12 protein-coding genes are annotated in these 17451 nt (G+C 65.8%); 5 read left to right on the forward strand and 7 right to left on the reverse strand.

Features of this window, described 5'->3' with window-relative positions; genetic code table 11:
• Positions 1-54: 54 nt before the first annotated feature.
• The 5 genes from VGE27_RS14310 to VGE27_RS14330 all read right to left on the reverse strand — a co-directional run bounded on the left by VGE27_RS14310 (position 55) and on the right by VGE27_RS14330 (position 7531).
• On the reverse strand, positions 55-1101 hold the full coding sequence (locus VGE27_RS14310) for a MoxR family ATPase (RefSeq protein WP_331050345.1): 1047 nt from the start codon (positions 1099-1101) through the stop codon (positions 55-57).
• 28 nt (positions 1102-1129) lie between these two features.
• Positions 1130-1843 (reverse strand): DUF4159 domain-containing protein, encoded by a 714-nt coding sequence (locus VGE27_RS14315; RefSeq protein ID WP_331050346.1) that lies wholly within the window; start codon positions 1841-1843, stop codon positions 1130-1132.
• Positions 1844-1917: 74 nt separating this feature from the next.
• Entirely contained in the window at positions 1918-4263 is a 2346-nt protein-coding gene (locus tag VGE27_RS14320) for a tetratricopeptide repeat protein (RefSeq protein WP_331050347.1), read from the reverse strand.
• The gene (locus tag VGE27_RS14325; protein ID WP_331050348.1) at positions 4260-5204 is read right to left on the reverse strand and encodes a hypothetical protein; all 945 of its coding nucleotides are present in this window, start codon (positions 5202-5204) and stop codon (positions 4260-4262) included. Before VGE27_RS14325 ends, VGE27_RS14320 begins: the two co-directional genes overlap by 4 nt.
• Entirely contained in the window at positions 5204-7531 is a 2328-nt protein-coding gene (locus VGE27_RS14330) for a hypothetical protein (protein ID WP_331050349.1), read from the reverse strand. Before VGE27_RS14330 ends, VGE27_RS14325 begins: the two co-directional genes overlap by 1 nt.
• Positions 7532-7860: 329 nt before the next feature.
• On the opposite strand from VGE27_RS14330, the gene VGE27_RS14335 reads away from it, so the two are divergent.
• Entirely contained in the window at positions 7861-8706 is an 846-nt protein-coding gene (locus VGE27_RS14335; protein ID WP_331050350.1) for a Spy/CpxP family protein refolding chaperone, read from the forward strand.
• Between the two features lie 54 nt (positions 8707-8760).
• Here VGE27_RS14335 and VGE27_RS14340 read toward each other — a convergent pair whose 3' ends face one another.
• Both VGE27_RS14340 and VGE27_RS14345 read right to left on the reverse strand, forming a co-directional pair.
• Positions 8761-9405, reverse strand: coding sequence for a nucleotidyltransferase family protein (locus tag VGE27_RS14340; RefSeq protein WP_331050351.1), 645 nt, complete (start codon positions 9403-9405; stop codon positions 8761-8763).
• The gene (locus VGE27_RS14345) at positions 9402-10616 is read right to left on the reverse strand and encodes an XdhC family protein (RefSeq protein ID WP_331050352.1); all 1215 of its coding nucleotides are present in this window, start codon (positions 10614-10616) and stop codon (positions 9402-9404) included. Before VGE27_RS14345 ends, VGE27_RS14340 begins: the two co-directional genes overlap by 4 nt.
• Positions 10617-10784: 168 nt before the next feature.
• Between VGE27_RS14345 and VGE27_RS14350 the strand changes: the two genes are divergently transcribed.
• Genes VGE27_RS14350 through VGE27_RS14365 form a run of 4 tightly spaced genes read left to right on the forward strand, consistent with a single transcriptional unit; the run spans position 10785 to position 17362 of the window.
• The gene (locus VGE27_RS14350; protein ID WP_331050353.1) at positions 10785-11441 is read left to right on the forward strand and encodes a helix-turn-helix domain-containing protein; all 657 of its coding nucleotides are present in this window, start codon (positions 10785-10787) and stop codon (positions 11439-11441) included.
• Positions 11442-11464: 23 nt separating this feature from the next.
• Positions 11465-13009 (forward strand): TolC family protein, encoded by a 1545-nt coding sequence (locus VGE27_RS14355; protein ID WP_331050354.1) that lies wholly within the window; start codon positions 11465-11467, stop codon positions 13007-13009.
• On the forward strand, positions 13006-14190 hold the full coding sequence (locus tag VGE27_RS14360; protein WP_331050355.1) for an efflux RND transporter periplasmic adaptor subunit: 1185 nt from the start codon (positions 13006-13008) through the stop codon (positions 14188-14190). The genes VGE27_RS14355 and VGE27_RS14360 overlap by 4 nt, the downstream gene beginning before the upstream one ends.
• Positions 14191-14197: 7 nt before the next feature.
• Positions 14198-17362, forward strand: coding sequence for an efflux RND transporter permease subunit (locus VGE27_RS14365; RefSeq protein WP_331050356.1), 3165 nt, complete (start codon positions 14198-14200; stop codon positions 17360-17362).
• The last annotated feature ends 89 nt before the right edge of the window (positions 17363-17451 follow it).

The raw sequence follows: 17451 nt of genomic DNA on the forward strand, positions 1-17451 counted from the left end.
GCGAGCAGCGACGGGTCGAGAAAGGCGGCGGGAGCGACGGGCACGTGGCGACCGTTACAGGGAAGACTTGGGCAACGGCACGCTCTCGATGAGACGCGCCACGAGCTGGTCGGTGGTCACCTTCTCCGACTGCGCCTGGAAGTTGATCAACACACGATGACGCAGCACCGGACGGGCCAGCGCACGCACGTCGTCGAAGCTCGCGCTCGCGCGCCCCTGCAGCAGGGCCCGCGCCTTGGCGCCCAGCACCAGCGCCTGCGCCGCACGCACCGACGCGCCGTAGCTCACGTACTGCTTCACGAACTCCGACACCATGCCGTTGGTGGGGCGTGTCGCGCGCACCAGCGACACGGCATACCGCGTCACCGCATCGGCAATGGGCAGGCGACGCACCACGCGCTGGTACGCCAGGATCTCTTCCTTGGTCACCACCGGACGCACGGCCTCTGGAGGCAGCGCGGTGGTCGCCTTCACCACCGCCACTTCGTCCTCTTCCGGCAGGTAGTCCAGCATCACTTCCAGCATGAAGCGGTCGAGCTGCGCTTCCGGCAACGGATACGTGCCTTCGAGTTCGATGGGATTCTGCGTGGCGAATACGAAGAACGGCTTGTCGAGTTCATACGTACGCCCTTGTACCGTCACGCGACGTTCCTGCATGGCCTCGAGCAGGGCGGCCTGTGTCTTGGGCGGCGTGCGATTGATTTCGTCAGCCAGCAGCACGTTGGCGAACACCGGACCGGGCATGAAGGCGAGCCGCCGATGCCCCGTGTTGGGATCGTCCTGGATCACGTCGGTGCCCGTCACGTCGCTGGGCATGAGGTCGGGCGTGAACTGAATGCGCGAGAACTGCAGGTCGAGCGCACGGGCCAGCGTGGAGATGAGCAACGTCTTGGCGAGACCCGGCACACCCACCAGCAGGCAGTTGCCGCCGGCGAACAGGGCAATGAGCGCCTGCTCCACCACGACATCCTGACCCACGATCACCTTCCGCAACTCGGCGGCGATGCGTTGGCCGGCGCCCTGCAGGCGATCGGCAAGTGCCGCGTCATCGAGACGGTCGAATTCAGCGACGGTGGCTCCAGCAGCGGATGGTGCAGTCACGCGAATCCTCGACAGGGGAGGGAAGTGGTCAGCGAGTGAGGGCGTAGACGATGTAGTTCACGCCCAGCTTGTACGATTCGTTCGACATGTCCAGCGGAAACATCCCCTGGTCGGAAAACTCCCAGTACTCCGACAGGTCGTTGTTGTAGTTCACGATCGCGAGCATGCGCTTCTTCGGGTCATTGCCCTCGAAGTAGCCGTAGAACACCGACTTCATCCGATAGTACGGGTGGTAGTAGTCGAGGCTCTTGATGCGATAGAACGAATCGAAGATCGGATGGTCCACCGTGAGCTCGATGGGGCGCAGGTCGGGCAGCACCTTTCGCATCTGCGCTTCGAAGTTCCGCCAGGCATCGCCGGCGAAATCGTCGAACACCATGAACCCGCCCTTCGACAGGTACCGCCGCATGCCCAGCGTCTCTGCATCGTTCGGCACCCAGAACCCGGCTTCGGCCATGTAGGCGATCGGGTACTTGCCGAGCTGCGGGTCGTCCAGCGTGATGATGTTGCTCTCGGCCGTGCGCACGCGCGCCGAGGTGATCTCGCTGACGATCTTGGTGAAGTGCCGTTCGCCACGCGGATAGTCGTGGCTCCACGGCAGGTCACGTCCGCGGAAGCCGCCAAAGTCCGGCATCGTGTACTTGATGCGCACGAACGTCAGGCGCCCATCGTACGGCACGTTCTCGGCGAACTCTGGCTGGCGTCCACGGCGCCCCTGGGCCTCGAGCGCAGCAGGCGACACGGTCAATGCACTCCATGCAAACCCCAGCATGAGCGCACACCGCGACCACATCCCACCGGAGAGACCCACCCGTATCATCGCGTGGCACCTCCACCGCGCTGACGCAGCTCCAGCAGCAATGCCTGTGCCTTCTCGAAGCTTGGCGCTTCTTCCAGGACCTGCAGCAACTCGCGCCGTGCCTCGGCCACCTGACCGGCCGCCGCCAGCGCACGCGCCAGCTCGTAACGCGCGTCGAGCAAGTCGGCGGGCTTGTTGGCGATCACGGCCCGACGTTCGCGCACAGCCAGCGCATGCTGGCCGGCCGCAGTGGCCACCTGTGCATAGCGCACATGCACCGGTGCGTCGTAAGGCCAGATCCACACCAGCCGCTCGAGCGCGCCCATCGCACCGACGCGATCGCCGCGTGCTTCCCGCAATGCGGCCTCGAGCTGGTTGGCGTCCCATGCGGTTTCGTCCCGACCAGTCACCACCTGCAGCATGGCCAGCGCCGTGGTGGTGTCTCGCTGCGAGAGCGCGATACGGGCGAGATACCACGCCGGACCATCGTCGCCCGCATACTCCGGCATCAGGCCACGAGCTTCCTCAAACAGTTTGCGCGCAGAGTCAGGGCGTGACTCGATCATGCCAACGGCGGTGCGCATGACGCGCATGAACCGCCCGCCGGTGGAATCGGTGGGTGTCATGCCCTGCGCCGCCGCGAGGTCCTTGGCGAACCGTTGCCGCACCCATGCGTCGAACTGTGTATCGACCTGTTCGGGAGACAGCGCCAGCACCTTGCGAAAAGCCGCTGGTGTGTCGAGTCCGTCGCGATAGGCAACGAGCAACGCCGGCAGTGCCTTCGCACCCTTGGTCAGCTCCACCCACTCGCTGAACATCGACGCCTGGAAGTAGCTGTTCTGCGTTTCCATCGGCGTGCGTGGACGCAGGAAGCCGTCGTTGAGCTCACTGATGCGGCGCACCTGACCGGTGTTCATGGCCACCAACCAGGGCAATGAGGCGCGCGCGCCCCAGCCAGGAGCTGCGCGTCGCTCCTCCAGCACCGACAATCCTTCCGACAGCCAGCGTGGCACGCGGTGCGCACTCGCCCCCAGCGTGAACGCATGCGTCAGTTCATGCCACGCCGTGCTGCCCCAGTTGAACGTGCCGCGATCGCGGGCGTTCGGCGCGTCCATTGCCAGCAAGCTGCCAAAGCTCACACCCAGTGCACCGAGGCCGTTGAGGCCGACGGTGCGCACAGAAAAATCCGCATGCTGGCGGAAGAACTCCAAGCGCACAGGTGTCGGCGGTGTGTACCCATATCGTACGGACAGCGAATCAAAGGCCCGCTCGAGCAACGGCACGATGTACAAGGACAGCAGATCGGCTTCATCCTCGGGCGCTACCACCTCGAATCGTCCCTGCTTCACCGTGCGGAACGTCTGCATCTTGTCCAGCAGATCCAGCGTGTTTTTGTGCCAGACATTGAACGGATCGAGCGCAAACGCGCGTTCCACGGATGCACGTCCCGCCTGCATCTGCCCGATGCGCAGTTGTGTGGTGCCCAGTACGCCGAATGCCGCGACCGACAGCGAGTCTTCGTGTGTTGCCTGCTGCGCCAGTTGCACCGCTTCTGCGTAGCGCCGCTGCCGAATGGCTGCCTCGGCGAGTGCCAGATGAAATGCGGAAGTCGCCGGCTGCAGCGTCGTGGCCGCTCGCAGCGCGCGCCGATAGCCGGTGGAATCGCCGGTGATCCAGGCAATGGCGCCTAGCACGTTCCAGCTGGCTTGCTCGGTGCTGTCGGCTGCCACGGCCCGCTCGGCATAACCTCGCGCCGAATCGAACGCCTCGGCATCGAGCTGCAAGCGTGCGATGTAGGCCAGCGTTTCGGCGCGTCGCGGATCGGCTGTGAGGCTGCGCCGCGCGGTGGCCATCGGCGTGCCCTTGCCCTCGAACTCTTCCACGCGTGCGAGCCCGAGCAACGCCTCGGCATCGTTGGGCGCACGCTTGAGAGCCAGCTCGTACGACGCGCGCGCTTCCGGCGCATTGTACTTCTCGAGGAACAGCGCACCGGTGCGGCGCACCGCCTCCAGATTGCTCGAATCCATCGAGACGGCGCGATCGAAGGCGCGCAGTGCGGCCCGCACCGCCTCCGCATCGCCAACACCCAGCAGCGCATACGCGCGTCCCGCCGATGTATGTTCGGCCGTGTTGCGCCCGCCATCCTGCTGATAGGCTGCGGTCACGCGTCGCGCGCGTGCAACGGCATCGGCACGATTGCCACGCTCCAGAGAGGCCTCAGCGGCAATCACTTCGCTGCTCCATCGATCGGGCAGCGCGCGCGCGCCAGCCTGATCCTGGGCACAGGCCAGCGAGGCGGCGGCCATGAGCCCGGTCAGCGCGCTGGTGAAATGCGCGCCGGCACGCAAGGCGGGATGACTCACTTGTCACCCCCGGCCGCCTTGATGGCCTGCGTCTTCTCGGCGATCGAAAGCAGCAACCGTTCCAGTTCCGCATCGTACGCATCAGCGGCCATGCTGGCCTTTCGCGCACGCAAAGCCGCAACCTGCGACTCGAGCACCTGTCGCTCGGCGATGAGAGCGGCGACACGCGGGTTGGCAGCGGTGGCCTTGCCAGCGAACGTGATACGACCGGCGATGATGGAATCACTGAGGACCGCGTGCTCGGTCAGCAGGCGGTTCGTGCGCTCGTAGGACTTGGCCACTTCCGCCCGCGCGTAGCGGAACGCTTCGAGTACTGAGAGACGACCGTCCTTGTCGGCATCAGCCTCCTCGCTGCTCAGTGCCTTGGTGAACACGCCGAGGAATTCTGATTCGTTGCGTTCCATGGCGGTGCGCGTGGCGGTGATCACGACGCGTCCGGTCTTGGACATCACGGGCACGAAGTCACCGCTGCCAGTGGCAGCATTCACGAACACCACCTGCTGCTGTGCGAATGGCGCGATCCACGACGCATACTCGGTGGCCGTTGCATCGGGACCCGGCAGGTTTACCTTCGAACCCGGACCTTCGCCGCTGCCGTGCCCCAGCAGCATGACCAACACCACATCGCCCGCGCTGACGCGCTTCGAGAGGCGCAGGAACGCCGCCGCGATATTGGCCTTGGTGGACTGCCCCTGCGACGCCGCACTGGGCAGCGAGTCTTCGGTGAGGGCGATGAAGCTCGAGTCGGACACCGCCCACCGTTCGCGCGCCGTGCTGCGTGTGGTCGCGATGGCCTGGGTGAATGCGGTCTTGAAGTTGGGTGCGCCCGACAGGCCCGCCACGATGAGCACATGGGTGCGCTGCGCTGCCACCGTCGACACCGGCATCGTCAGCGCAACACCCGTCGCACCTGCCAGAAGGAAGTGATGCCAGCGACGCATCAGGCCAGCCCTCGCCACCGACGATAGCCCCACTCGGCGCCAAGCAGCAGCGCGAGCAGCAGCAACACCGCCGGCATATCCCACAGGTCCTTGGCTTCGCGGACGGTCACGCCCGCATCGGTATACACCGCGTCTTCTGCGAGCTGCGATGCGTTGTTGAGCGGGTAGTACTTGCCGCCGGTTTCATCGGCGATGCGACGCAGCAGCGCCGAACGCAGCTCGGCCTGGGCCACATCGGCGCCACGTTCGTCCACCAAAACCGTGGCCTGCGTGAGCTGCACCGAGTCGCGACCTGCGCCGGGGCGCTGCGCGGTGGCTTCGATGGCGTAGCGGCCGGTGTCCGTGGGCGTGAATCGTGCGGAATAGCTGCCGTCATCACGCAGCGACCATTCGAGTGGCACCGTCTGCACCGCACCATCGGGGCCGGTGATCGTGGCCGACACACCGGCATCATTCACATCGGCGTACAACGGCGTGTTCACCTGTGCGCGCAGCAACACCGGCTCACCCGGTGCGACGCGGGAGGGCGAGGCCATGATCTCGAACGGCGCCGGCGCGTCTTCGACAATCCAGCGCACTATCTGACGCCACAGCGTGTGGTGCGTCATGTCTTCCACCGGAATGGACGCATCCATGCGCCACAGCCAGGTGTCCTGCACGCCGAGCACCGCGCTCATGCCGCGACCGTAGCGCTGGTACGCCAGCACCGGCACGTCACTGCGGCCATCATCGGTACGACCGGCGAGCAACTGCGTGGCGCCCGCGCGCAACGTGCCGAGGCGATTGACCATCGTGAGTGCGGGCAGTGAGTCCCACCGCGTGCGTGAGGCGGCCAGCGAAGTCCCCAGCTGCAGCGCGGAATGTCCTTCACCAGCGCGTGTGGGGCGGATCATCACCGGAATGGCCGGACCTTCGGCGTTCACTTCACCGCGGGTGAGCGTGAGCGGCAGCACGTCGGCGATGGGGGTGCCCGCATAGCCACCTTCGGACAACGACGCCCGGCCGCCAAGTACCATCAGACCGCCGCCGCGCACACTCACAAAGTCGGCCAGCATGCGCAGCTGTTCCGGCGTGAAGAATGACGCCTCGATGCTGCCCAGAATGATCGCGCGATACTGATAGAGTTCTTCGCGCGTGGTGGGGAAGCCGCCGAGCAGTTCGAGGCTGTCTCGCACACCGAGGCGCAGGAACTTGCGCTCCGCGCTGCGCATGAGTCCCACGACCATGAGCGCGCTGTCGTCGGCCACGGCCCGGCGCAGGAACGCAAACTCGGGGCGGGGTTCTCCTTCGAGGTACAGCACACGATCGGGACCGGCACGTACCGCCATGCTGGTCTGCCACTCGTTGTTCTCGGTGACGATTTCCGACGCGAGTGGGCGCGCACGTACGGCAAGACGGTGCACACCCGGATCGAGCGGTGGCACACGCACCTGCAACGTGGCCAGGTCACCACGTGCGGGTGGGCGCACCGATTCGGTGGCGACCACACGACCGTCGGCTTCGACCGTCACCGTCACCGGATCCTTGCCCGTGCCGCGCAGGCGCACGTCGATCTCCACCACGCTGCTTGCGCCGGCGAGTGTGCGGCGCGGTGCATCCACGCGTTCGATGGCGATGTCGCGTTCGAAGCGTTCGCGACCCACGCCGACGGTATAGACAGGAACACGCCGCGCCCGCAGGGCCAACAGCGCATCATCGAGCGCGCCGTCGCCATTGTCGGCGCCATCGGACACCACCACCACACCCGCCAGTGGCATGCCGTTCAAATCCTCGCGCACATCGTCGAGCGCTTGCGCGAGATCGGAACGCGTACCGCCGGCCAGTACTTCACCGCTGCTGCGCACGGGTGCGGCAGCGGCCGAAAAGCGAAAACGCCGCAGCGCGAACTTTTCGCCCAGTGTGCGCATCAGCGCGCTGGTGTCGGAGAACACGCCTTGCATCGCGTCGAGACGGGTCGCCGCGCCACCGGCTGCGCTGGCAACGGCACCATCGACATCATGAATGCGCATGCTGCGTGAGTCGTCATACAACACCGCGAACACATTGCGCTGCGGAACGGCCGATGCGATCACCAGTCCGGGACGCAGCAGGCAGCCGATGACGAGCAGTACGACCAGCACACGCAACGTCGCGAGCAGTGCGCGATCACGACCGCGCAGCGTGCGCAGTGAATAGTGCGTGACGACGACGATGCCCACGAGCAGCAGGGCCGCGGCCAGCAGCACCATGATGGGGACGACAGGCGCCACGACGAGATCGCCGCGAGCAAAGGCCCGCGGCGGATACTTGAACAGCAGTGTGCTGACAGCGTCGATCCAGGATCCCACAGGGCGACCAGCGATCTCAGGGCGGGAGGAGACGACTACGCGGCGGGCACAGCGGACGTGCAGTTGGACACCACAGGGCACTCAGGCGTGCCCTGAAGCGGGCAACTATTTCTGCCTGCTGCCTCACAGTGCAGCACGGATCGGGGAACGTCTACTGTTGACGCAGCAGGTGAAGCGGGTGTTGGCCAAGCCGGCGTTGGCCGATCGGTGTTGGTGGAGCCGGTTTAACACCGGGGTGCGCGCGCCGTCCAATTCCATGAAGCGGGCGCTTGGGCAGTTGTCGCTGCCGCACATGGCGACCGTGCACCTTTCACATAGACGAGGACAACATGCGTTACTCTCGTTCGTTGCTCGTGGCGGCCGCCGCCATCGTGAGCGTGTCCCTTGCAGGGATGGCGCAGGCGCAGGGCCAGGCTCGCGCACGTCGTACGCCGCCTGCAGCACCGCCGGGAACACCCGGTGGTGCACCCAATGCTGCGGCACCGAACGCGCCAGGGCCAGATGCGCGTGGTGAGCGTCCCCGTGAGCGACGCGCTGGTGACCGTGAACGGCTCGCGGGCGGTGGCAGTCCGGCCTCTGGTCTGTTGCGACTGCGCAATCAGCTCGCACTGACTGACGATCAGGTGAAGCGTCTCGAAGCACTGCAGAACGCAAACGTCCCACGTCGCAACCCCGCGGACGAACTGCGCGCACGCGCCGACCTGATGGACGCGATGCAGGGTGAGGGCAACCTCTCTGCCGCGCGTGCTGCCATGGATCGAATGAACAAGGTCCGCACCGATCGGGCAGTGGCACAGCTCAAGCTGCGTCAGGACGCCCGTGCGGTATTGACTGCGGATCAGAAGGGCAAGCTCGATAACATGCGGGCGATGCGTGGTGACCGGCAGCGCATGGTGGCGCAGGGCCGCGGGTTCGGCCCGGGCGCTGGTCGTGGCTTCGCGCCTGGTGCGCGTGGGCGGGACTTCGGACCCGGTGCGCGGATGCGGCAGCCCATGGGTCGCCCTCAGGGCCCCGGCATGCGCCAGCAGTTTGGCCCACCGAACCGTGGTCAGATGGGCCCTGGCATCCCGCCACGCATGCGCCGTGGCGGTGAGGAGCTCGACTCGCTCTCGCTCAATGAATCGCGCCCCGATCCCCGACTGGGTGCGGATATGCAGCTGCCCCCGAACGGCTGAACGGTCAGGTCGCGTTCAGCAAAGAATCAGCGGTCCGTTGGCGGCGACGTGGAGTTAATCGTCGTCCGCTGACGGGCCGCTGTCGTTTGCACGCCAGCGCTGAACGTCCTCCGGCGTGTCGAGGTCGAATCTACCGCTGGTGAGTGGTACCGTTGCGGGCGGTTCCTGTCGCAGAAGACTGCGTGCGCCTTGGTCTCCCTCGAGAGCTTCCAGCAGCGCCCAGTCTGTCCTTGGGAAAACAGCCGGAATGCCGACACTTTGTGGATCATTGCCGCCTTGATAGGCTGATGCTGACCTGATTGTGCCTTGTTCGGAAGCCACGATCAAGGATCGCAAGTGCGGCGTGGCGATGCCCGGCATGTCGCAGGCCGCGACCAGCAGGCCGGTCGTAGCGGGAGACCGTTCGCTCAGAAAACGAGCGCCGGTCGCGACGCTGCTGCCCATGCCACTCTCCCACAGGGCATTGAACGCTACCTGTACCGGCAAGTCCTCTACCTCGGCAGCGACCGCGTCGGCCTGCGCGCCCACCACCACCACCACCGGTGAACATCCCGCCTCGAGCAAGGTGCGGGCGCTGCGGTGCACCAGGGTTTCGTCGAGGGCGTCGCGTAGAAGCTGCTTGGGAGACCCGAGCCGACGGGACGCGCCGGCCGCCAGCAACACGCCGGCCACCGTGCCCCGCGACGGTGTGGCGCTCACGCCGGTTCCTGCTTCTCGGGCGCCGAATGCTGGTTGAGCAGGCGTGGGCTTGGGGAGCGTGTGTGGATCGGACTCTGGCGCTCCCGCAAAAATCCGCCTGGTCTGGCGTGCATCACCGCCTCGATCTCGGCGATGGCGGCCAAGGCGATGGAGGCCGGGTCTTCGCCGCCAAGATCCAACCCTATGGGAGCGTGGAGCTTGCGGCGCATGCGGGCGGTTGGTTCGAGCCCCGATTCCTGTAGTTCGCTCTCGGCGCGCTCCATCAATTGACTGCCGCGGGTGCGGGAGCCCAGGACGCCGACATAGGACAGGGGGAGTGGCAGTGCCGCCTTGAGCCACGCCACGTCCACATCGAAGATGTGCGTCAGCAGCGCCACCGCGGTGCGCGAATCGTGGGGGAGGGATTCCAGCGCCCCGCGAGGACCGTCCACTGCCGATACGCCGCGACGCGTCACCCCGGCCGGGAGAGTCAGGCTCTCCAGCAGCGCGGGGCGGTGATCCAATACGGAGACCGTCCACCCCATGGTGCTGGCAATCCGGGCGAACAGCTCCGCCCCGCGCCCGGCACCCACGATATGGAGGGCGATCGGCGCCAGCAGCGGCTCCACAAACGCTGTTCCCATCCCGCTGGGCAGCTCGTGGGCAAACGGTAGTCCCGTTCGGTCGGCGCTGCGAACCAGATCGGCGATCGCCTGCTCCTCGTCGCCGGACAGTGTGCCGTCTCCGATGTGTCGGATGGTTGGCGCGTGGCCTGACTCCGCATTGCCGTCCACCAGCACGCTTGCGCCACCAGAACCATCGATTCGCACTAGCGTCACCATGGCGCCTCCATGACGACTTGATCGAATCAACTCCGCGGATTCGAGCCACGCACCGTCATGTAGTGGCTGAAGCTGGATGTGGGCCACGCCATCGCACATGGCGCCGAATCCCCAGATGGTCTCGAGGTCCGTGCGCAGGTCATATGTGAGTTTGGTGGCGCGACCCGTGGCCCACACATCCCCCGCGCGAGCCGCCACATCGGCCTCCAGGCATCCGCCGCTCACTGCGCCCGCCAGCACCCGGCCTTCGGTGTCCACCAGCAGGCGGGCACCGGGCTGCCGGTACGACGACCCTTCCACGTCCACCAGCGTGGCCAAGGCAAGGGCGACATCGGGACGCACGGCCTTCGCAGCCGCGGCTGCCTGGGCCAACTCGGCGAATCCGTTCACGGGAATCCGGGTGCCGGGAAAGAAAGACGGGGACTTCCTACTATAGGGAGCGTGTGACAAAAGCTCCAACGGGTTGGTACAGCCCGTCACCGAAAGGTTCGTCCCCGCCTCATCGGTGACTGCAAGTACCTACTTGCGGCAAGCAACTGCTTGCAATTAAGTACGCCGATGATTGACGATCACCGAAACCGGATCATCGAAGCCGCCGCACGCGTGTACGCGCAGCACGGCTGGCGAGGGGCCACCACCCGACGCATCGCCGATGAAGCGGGCGTCAATGAAGTGACGCTCTTTCGTCAGTTCGGCTCCAAGCACGCGTTGCTCGACCAGATGATGCAGCTGTGCGCTCGGCGCGACAGCAGCCCGTCCATGCCGAGGACACCGAAGGACCCCGAAAACGATCTGCTGCAGTGGGCTGTGAGTCAGCACGAGAAACTCAGCACGATGCGGTCCATCGTGCGGCAGATGATGAGTGATGCGGAGGAGCGGCCGGATGTCGCCGGCTGCGCTTCGCATGGCCCCAGCGCAGCGGCGGCGCAGCTGCGTGAGTACGTCGTGCAGCTCCGACGCCATGGATGGATTCCCGAGTCGGGCGATGTCACACCGGCCGAAGTGCGTGCGGCCGTGACGATGCTGATGGGGGCGCTGTTCGCCGATGCGATGAACCGGGATCTCATGCCGGCGATGTTTTCGCTGCCGGTGGAAGAGAGCCTGCGCGGGTATGTGCGGATCTTTCTCCGCGGTATCGGCGTCCGGTCGGAACCCGAGACGCCGACCGCCCGTACGGTCGAACGCCATTCGACCTTCACCTCTGTTTCCGAATGATGTCTTTTCTTCGTGCGACTGCGATGCGCAGCGCACTTCCGGCAACGACGACGTTGCTCGCGCTGCTGATGCTCGTGCCGTACACGGCACAGGCGCAGCAAGCGGGAACGCCTCGCCCCCTCTCCCTCACGGAAGCCCTCCAACGTGCCGCCGGCACCAGCGAGCAAGTCGCGCTCGCGAAGGCCGGTGAACAGCGCGCTCGTGGTCAGCAGACCCAGGCGCGCTCGGCGCTCCTTCCGCAGGTTGCCACCACTCTCAACTGGCAGAAGCAGCTGCAGAACCAGTTCGCGGCCATCACCGAACGACTCGGTGGCAGCGGCGGCGGTACTGGTGGCGGCAGCGATTCGTCCAGCGCAGACAACCCCATCACCCGCATCTTCGCGTCCGAGTACAACGTCACGTTCGGGCTCACCGCCTCGCAGCCGCTCTACACGGGCGGACGCGCGTCGGCGAACATCCGGGCGGCGCGTCTCGCGCGCGAATCGGCGGAAATCGGCATCACCAGTGCGCAGGCACAGGTGCAGCTCGATGTCACGCAGGCCTACTACGACGCGGTGCTCAGCGACCGCCTGGTCACCATCGCCGAGTCGACGCTGGTTCAGTCCGAGCGCACGCTGCGTCAGGTGCAGCTCACGCAGTCGGTGGGCTCGGCGTCGGAGTTCGAGGCCATTCGTGCACGCGTGACACGCGACAACCAGCGTCCCGCATGGTTGCAGTCGCGTACGTCGCGTGAACTGGCGTATGTGCGGCTGCGTCAGCTGCTCGACTTCCCCGCCGACCAGCCCCTGACGCTCACCGACAGCATCGCCGAGGCACCGTTGGCGGCATCGGCCACGCCGGCGCCGTCCACCGGTCCGATCACCACGGTCAACGTGGCGCCGGCCGATGTGCTCGTCGTAGATCCCGCGGTGCAGGGCAACGTCGCCCGCGTGGTCAGTGCGAGTGACACCACGGCTCGCAGCCGCGCATCGGTGCGACAGGCGGTCAAGGGTGTGGAAGTCGCACAGCAGCAGCTCAAGGCCACCAAGGCGCAGCGACTGCCGCAGTTGTCCGCGACGACTAACTATCAGCGTCTCGCCTACCCGCAGAATGTGTTGCCGAAGAGTCTCGCCGACTTCTTCCCCAACTGGACGGTCGGACTTGGCATTTCCTATCCGATCTTCAGTGGCGGTCGGGTGCGCGGTGAAATCGCCGCCGCCGAAGCCGGTGTGATCGAAGCGCGTCAACGTCTCAAGTTGGCTGAGGAAGGCGCCACGCTCGAATCACGTCAGGCGGCGTTGCAGCTCACCGAAGCCGAAGCAACCTGGCTCGCCAGTGTGGGCACGGCCGAGCAGGCGCAGCGAGCCTACGACATCGCGGAAGTCCGCTTCCGCGAGGGTATCTCCACGCAGCTCGAGCTGTCGGAGACGCGGGTGCAGTTGCAGCAGGCGTTGGCCAATCGCGCGCGCGCCGCACGCGATCTGCAGGTCGCTCGCAAGCGTCTTGAACTTCTCCCCTATCTGCCGCTGGCGCAGGCTTCGGCCGGCGCGCCGCAGGCGATGACCCCGAATACCGGTACCAACCGATGATGACCCCTTCGCGCCGTGTGGCGCCAATCCTGAGTCTCTCGATCGTGGCGTTGTCGGCTGCCATGACGGCGTGTGGCAAGTCGCCCGAGGCGGCCCCCGATACTGCGGTGGGTGCACCGCAGGCGATCGGCGCCGAGAACATTGCTGTTGCCCGTGAAGACACGTTGCGCAGCGGACCGTCCATCTCCGGTATGCTCATCGCCGATCGCGAAGCGCGCATCCGCGCCGAGCTCTCCGGCGCGGTGTTGCAGACGCTGGTGGATGCCGGTCAGCGTGTGAGTGAAGGCACCGTGATGGCCCGTATCGATGAGGGCACCGTGCGCGACCTCGCGATCTCCGCGCGGTCGGGTGTGGCGCAGGCAAACATCGCGGCCGAGCAGGCGGCGCGTGAACTGCAGCGCTCCAAGACCCTGGTCGCAGCCGGCGCCATTGCCGAGCGTGACGTCGAAAGTGCGGAGCGTGCGAACCTGGCAGCGCAGGCCCAGTTGGCTGATGCCAAGGCGCGTCTCTCCAGCGCTGAGAAGAATCTGTCGAACGCCACCATCCGCGCGCCGTTCGCGGGTGTGGTGGCTGAGAAGAGCGTGAGCCCGGGCGACATCGTGTCGCCTGGCTCGGCGTTGTTCACCGTCATCGATCCGCGCAGCCTGCGGGTGGAAGCCTCGGTGCCGGCCAGTGCGCTTGGTGAAGTGCGGGTAGGCGCGCCGGTGTCGTTCAAGGTGAACGGTGCCGATCGCATGCTCGAAGGCCGCATCACGCGAGTGAGCCCGATGGTCAATCCGCAGACCAAGCAGGTGAGCATTCTCGCCACGGTGCCGAACAGCGCCAATGCTCTGGTGGCTGGCCTGTTCGTTGAAGGACGTGTGGCGGCCGAGAAGCGTGTGGGTGTGCTCGTGCCGGAGATGGCGGTCGATCAGACCGGCATCACGCCCAGCGTGATGCGCCTGCGCGGCGGCAAGGTGGAGAAGGTGAGTGTGCAGCTTGGTGTGCGCGATGAAGCTGCAGAAGTGTTCGAGATCACGACCGGCATCGCCGGCGGTGACACGGTGTTGCTCGGTACGGCACGCGGCATCTCGGTAGGCACGGCCGTCGCCGTGTCGATGCCGCGGGATGCCTCGGCGCGCGATGCCGGCACGCGTGCCACGGCTCCCAGCGATACCGTCGCAAAGACCAACAAGCCCTGAGGACCGCATGGTCATTTCAGATTTTGCCATCAAGCGCCCGCTATTGACGGTTGTGGCGATGTTGGCACTGGTGGGCTTCGGACTCGTCGCGATGTCGCAGTTGCAGACCGACGAATTCCCCGAAGTCCAGCCGCCCGTGGTGTTGACCACGGTGGTGTATCCCGGTGCCTCGCCAGAGCAGGTGGAGCGCGAAGTCCTCGAACCGATCGAAGAGGCGATTCAGTCCATCGCCGGCGTGAAGTCGATCAACGGTGAAGCCCGCGACGGCTACGCCCAGATCGTCACGCAGTTCGTGTTCTCGAAGGATCTGCAGGAAGCGACGCAGGACATCCGCGACGCCATCAGCACCAAGCGACAGGATCTGCCTCAGGAAATCGAGGAGCCGATCCTGCGCAAGTTCAACCCGACCGACGCGCCGATCATGACGCTGTCGCTCTGGTCGAACACGATCACACCGGCACAGCTCACGCTGCTCGCCGACCCCGGCATCACGCGTGAACTGCGCGCCATTCCCGGTGTGGCCGACGTGGCCATCACGGGTGCGGTGAAGCGTGAGCTCACCGTGAACCTCGATCCGCAGCGTCTGCTGGCGGCGGGTGTGAGTGTGCCGCAGGTGGTGGGTGCGCTGCAGGCCGGCAACCTCGCCGTGCCCGTGGGTCGCCTCAACGGCGCCCTCGACGAGCGCACCATTCGTTTGCAGGGCCGCCTGAACAACCCGCAGGATTTCATGCAGCTGGTGGTGTCCGAGCGCAACGGCCGCATCGTGCGACTCGGCGATGTGGCCACCGCGGCCGACGGCATCGAAGAACAGCGCACCATGGCGCTCTTCAACGGCCGAGACGCAGTGGGCCTCGAGATCAAGAAGACCAAGGGCTACAGCACGACCACGGTGGCCGCGGCCATCCTCAAGAAGGTGGAGTCGCTGCGTCCCACCCTGCCGCAGGGCGTGCAGTTCGAAGTCGTGAAGGACAAGGGCGAGCGGGTCACGCACTCCGTGGACAACGTGGTGGAAGCGCTCATCGAAGGCGCGGCCCTCACGGTGCTCGTGGTGTTCCTGTTCCTCAACTCGTGGCGCTCGACGGTCATCACCGGCCTGGCGCTGCCGGTGTCCGTGATGGCGTCGTTCGTGGCGGTGTGGGGCTTCGGCTTCACCCTCAACACGATGTCGCTGCTCGGCCTGTCACTGGCGATCGGTATCCTCATCGACGATGCCATTGTGGTGCGCGAGAACATCGTGCGACACGTGGAAATGGGTAAGGATCACTACACGGCGGCACGCGAAGGCACCGATGAAATCGGTCTCGCCGTCGCGGCCACCACGTTCTCCATCGTGGCCGTGTTCGTGCCGATCGCGTTCCTCGAAGGTGAAGCCGGTCAGTGGTTCAAGCCGTTTGCGTTGACCATCGCATGTTCGGTGCTCGTGTCGCTGTTCGTGTCGTTCTCGCTCGACCCGATGCTTTCGGCCTACTGGCCGGACCCGCATCTCGAGGAGCATCAGAAGAGCTGGCTCACCAAGCAGCTCGACAAGTTCAATCACTGGTTCAACGGACTGGCATCGGGCTATCGCCGCCTCGTGGGTTGGGCGCTCGATCACCCGAAGAGCATGGTGCTGCTGGCTGTGTCGTCGTTCGTCTTCGCACTGGCCATGCCCGCGATGGGTCTGGTGGGTGGCAGCTTCTTCCCGCTCGAAGACAATGCCGAGTTGATGATCAACGTGGAGTCACCGCCGGGCGCGAATCTCGACTACCTGCGCCAGAAGGTGAACGAGACGCTGGCCATCACGGCCGATACGTCGCGTTATCCCGAGGTGGCGTACTCGTTCGTCACGGCGGGCGGCGCGAGTGGCGCGGTCGATGTGGGCAGCATCTATCTCAAGCTCTACAAAAAGGCCGATCGTCTGGCCAAGGGGCAGCGTGATGCCGAAACGCTCGGCGCTGCGGTCCGCAAGGATGTGGAGCAGATCGGTGGTGCCACGGTGTCTGTGTTCACCAACGACTTCGCAGGTCAGGAGAAGCAGATCTCGCTCGAACTGCGCGGCCAGAACAAGGACGCACTGCAGCAGGTGGCCGATCAGTACCTCGCGGCGCTCAAGAGCGTGCGTGGTGCCGTCGACGTGGGGCTGAGCACCAAGGGTCAGAAGCCCGAACTCACGGTGCAGATCGATCGTGGGCTCGCCGGTGCGATGGGTATCAGCGTGGGGCAGGTGGCGCAGGCCATTCGCCCGGCGTTTGCGGGTCTCGACGCCGGTGACTGGGTCGACCCCACCAACGAAACACGCAAGGTCATGGTGCGTCTCTCGCCGGAAGCCCGCGCGCGTGGTACCGACCTGGCGCAGCTGCCGATCGCTGTGGGACAGGGCACTGGCTCCACGCTCATTCCCCTGCAGCAGGTGGCGCGCATCCGCACCGACCTCGGTCCGGCGATCGTCAACCACCTCAATCGCGACAACGTGATCAAGGTGCAGGCGAACGTGGCCGGTCGCTCGCTCACCGAAGTCATGGACGATCTCACCCGGAAGACGAAGGACATCTCGTTGCCGCCGGGCGTGACGTTCTCGAGCGGTGGACAGGTCGAGCAGCAGAACGAAGTCTTCTCCAGCATCTTCATCGCGCTCGGCGTGGCCGTGGCGCTGATGTACATGATCCTGGTGGTGCAGTTCGGCTCGTTCCTCGACCCGATTGCCATCCTGATCTCGCTGCCGCTCTCCCTGATTGGTGTCATGGGTGCGCTGGCGATCACGGGCAATACGATCAACCTGATGAGCCTCATCGGCGTGATCCTGTTGTGCGGCATCGTGGCCAAGAACGCCATTCTGCTCATCGACTTTGCGAAGTGGGCGCGTGAACGCAGTGGCATGCCGCTGCGTGAGGCGCTCATCGAGGCGGGTGCAATTCGCTTGCGTCCCATCCTCATGACCACGTTCGCCCTGATCGCCGGTATGATCCCGGTGGCGCTCGGCCGCGGCGAAGGCGCACAGTTCCGCGCTCCCCTCGGTGTGGCCGTCATCGGCGGCGTGATCACCAGTACCGTGCTCACGCTGCTGGTCATCCCGACGTTCTACGAGATCTTCGACAACATGCGCACCGGTGCCCTGCGTCGCGTGGGGCTCACGCCTCCGCACACTGGCCAGTTCCGCGCGTTCGAAGCGCCGGTCTCGGGCGTGGGTGACTGACGTCGAATGAGAAACGGAAGGGGGCGTTCCCGGCGGATCGGGAGCTGCCCCCTTTCTGTTTTCCGGACTGCTTTGTGTGCACTGGGACG

Origin of the sequence: Gemmatimonas sp. (assembly GCF_036405635.1) — a bacterium.
Lineage (GTDB): Bacteria > Gemmatimonadota > Gemmatimonadetes > Gemmatimonadales > Gemmatimonadaceae > Gemmatimonas.

Excerpts from the sequence above, each read along its gene's own strand:
- VGE27_RS14335 (WP_331050350.1), top strand. The coding sequence starts at position 7,861 with ATGCGTTACTCTCGTTCGTTGCTCGTGGCGGCCGCCGCCATCGTGAGC.
- VGE27_RS14360 (WP_331050355.1), top strand. The coding sequence starts at position 13,006 with ATGATGACCCCTTCGCGCCGTGTGGCGCCAATCCTGAGTCTCTCGATC.
- VGE27_RS14365 (WP_331050356.1), top strand. The coding sequence starts at position 14,198 with ATGGTCATTTCAGATTTTGCCATCAAGCGCCCGCTATTGACGGTTGTG.
- VGE27_RS14350 (WP_331050353.1), top strand. The coding sequence starts at position 10,785 with ATGATTGACGATCACCGAAACCGGATCATCGAAGCCGCCGCACGCGTG.
- VGE27_RS14355 (WP_331050354.1), top strand. The coding sequence starts at position 11,465 with ATGCGCAGCGCACTTCCGGCAACGACGACGTTGCTCGCGCTGCTGATG.
- VGE27_RS14325 (WP_331050348.1), bottom strand. The coding sequence starts at position 5,204 with ATGCGTCGCTGGCATCACTTCCTTCTGGCAGGTGCGACGGGTGTTGCG.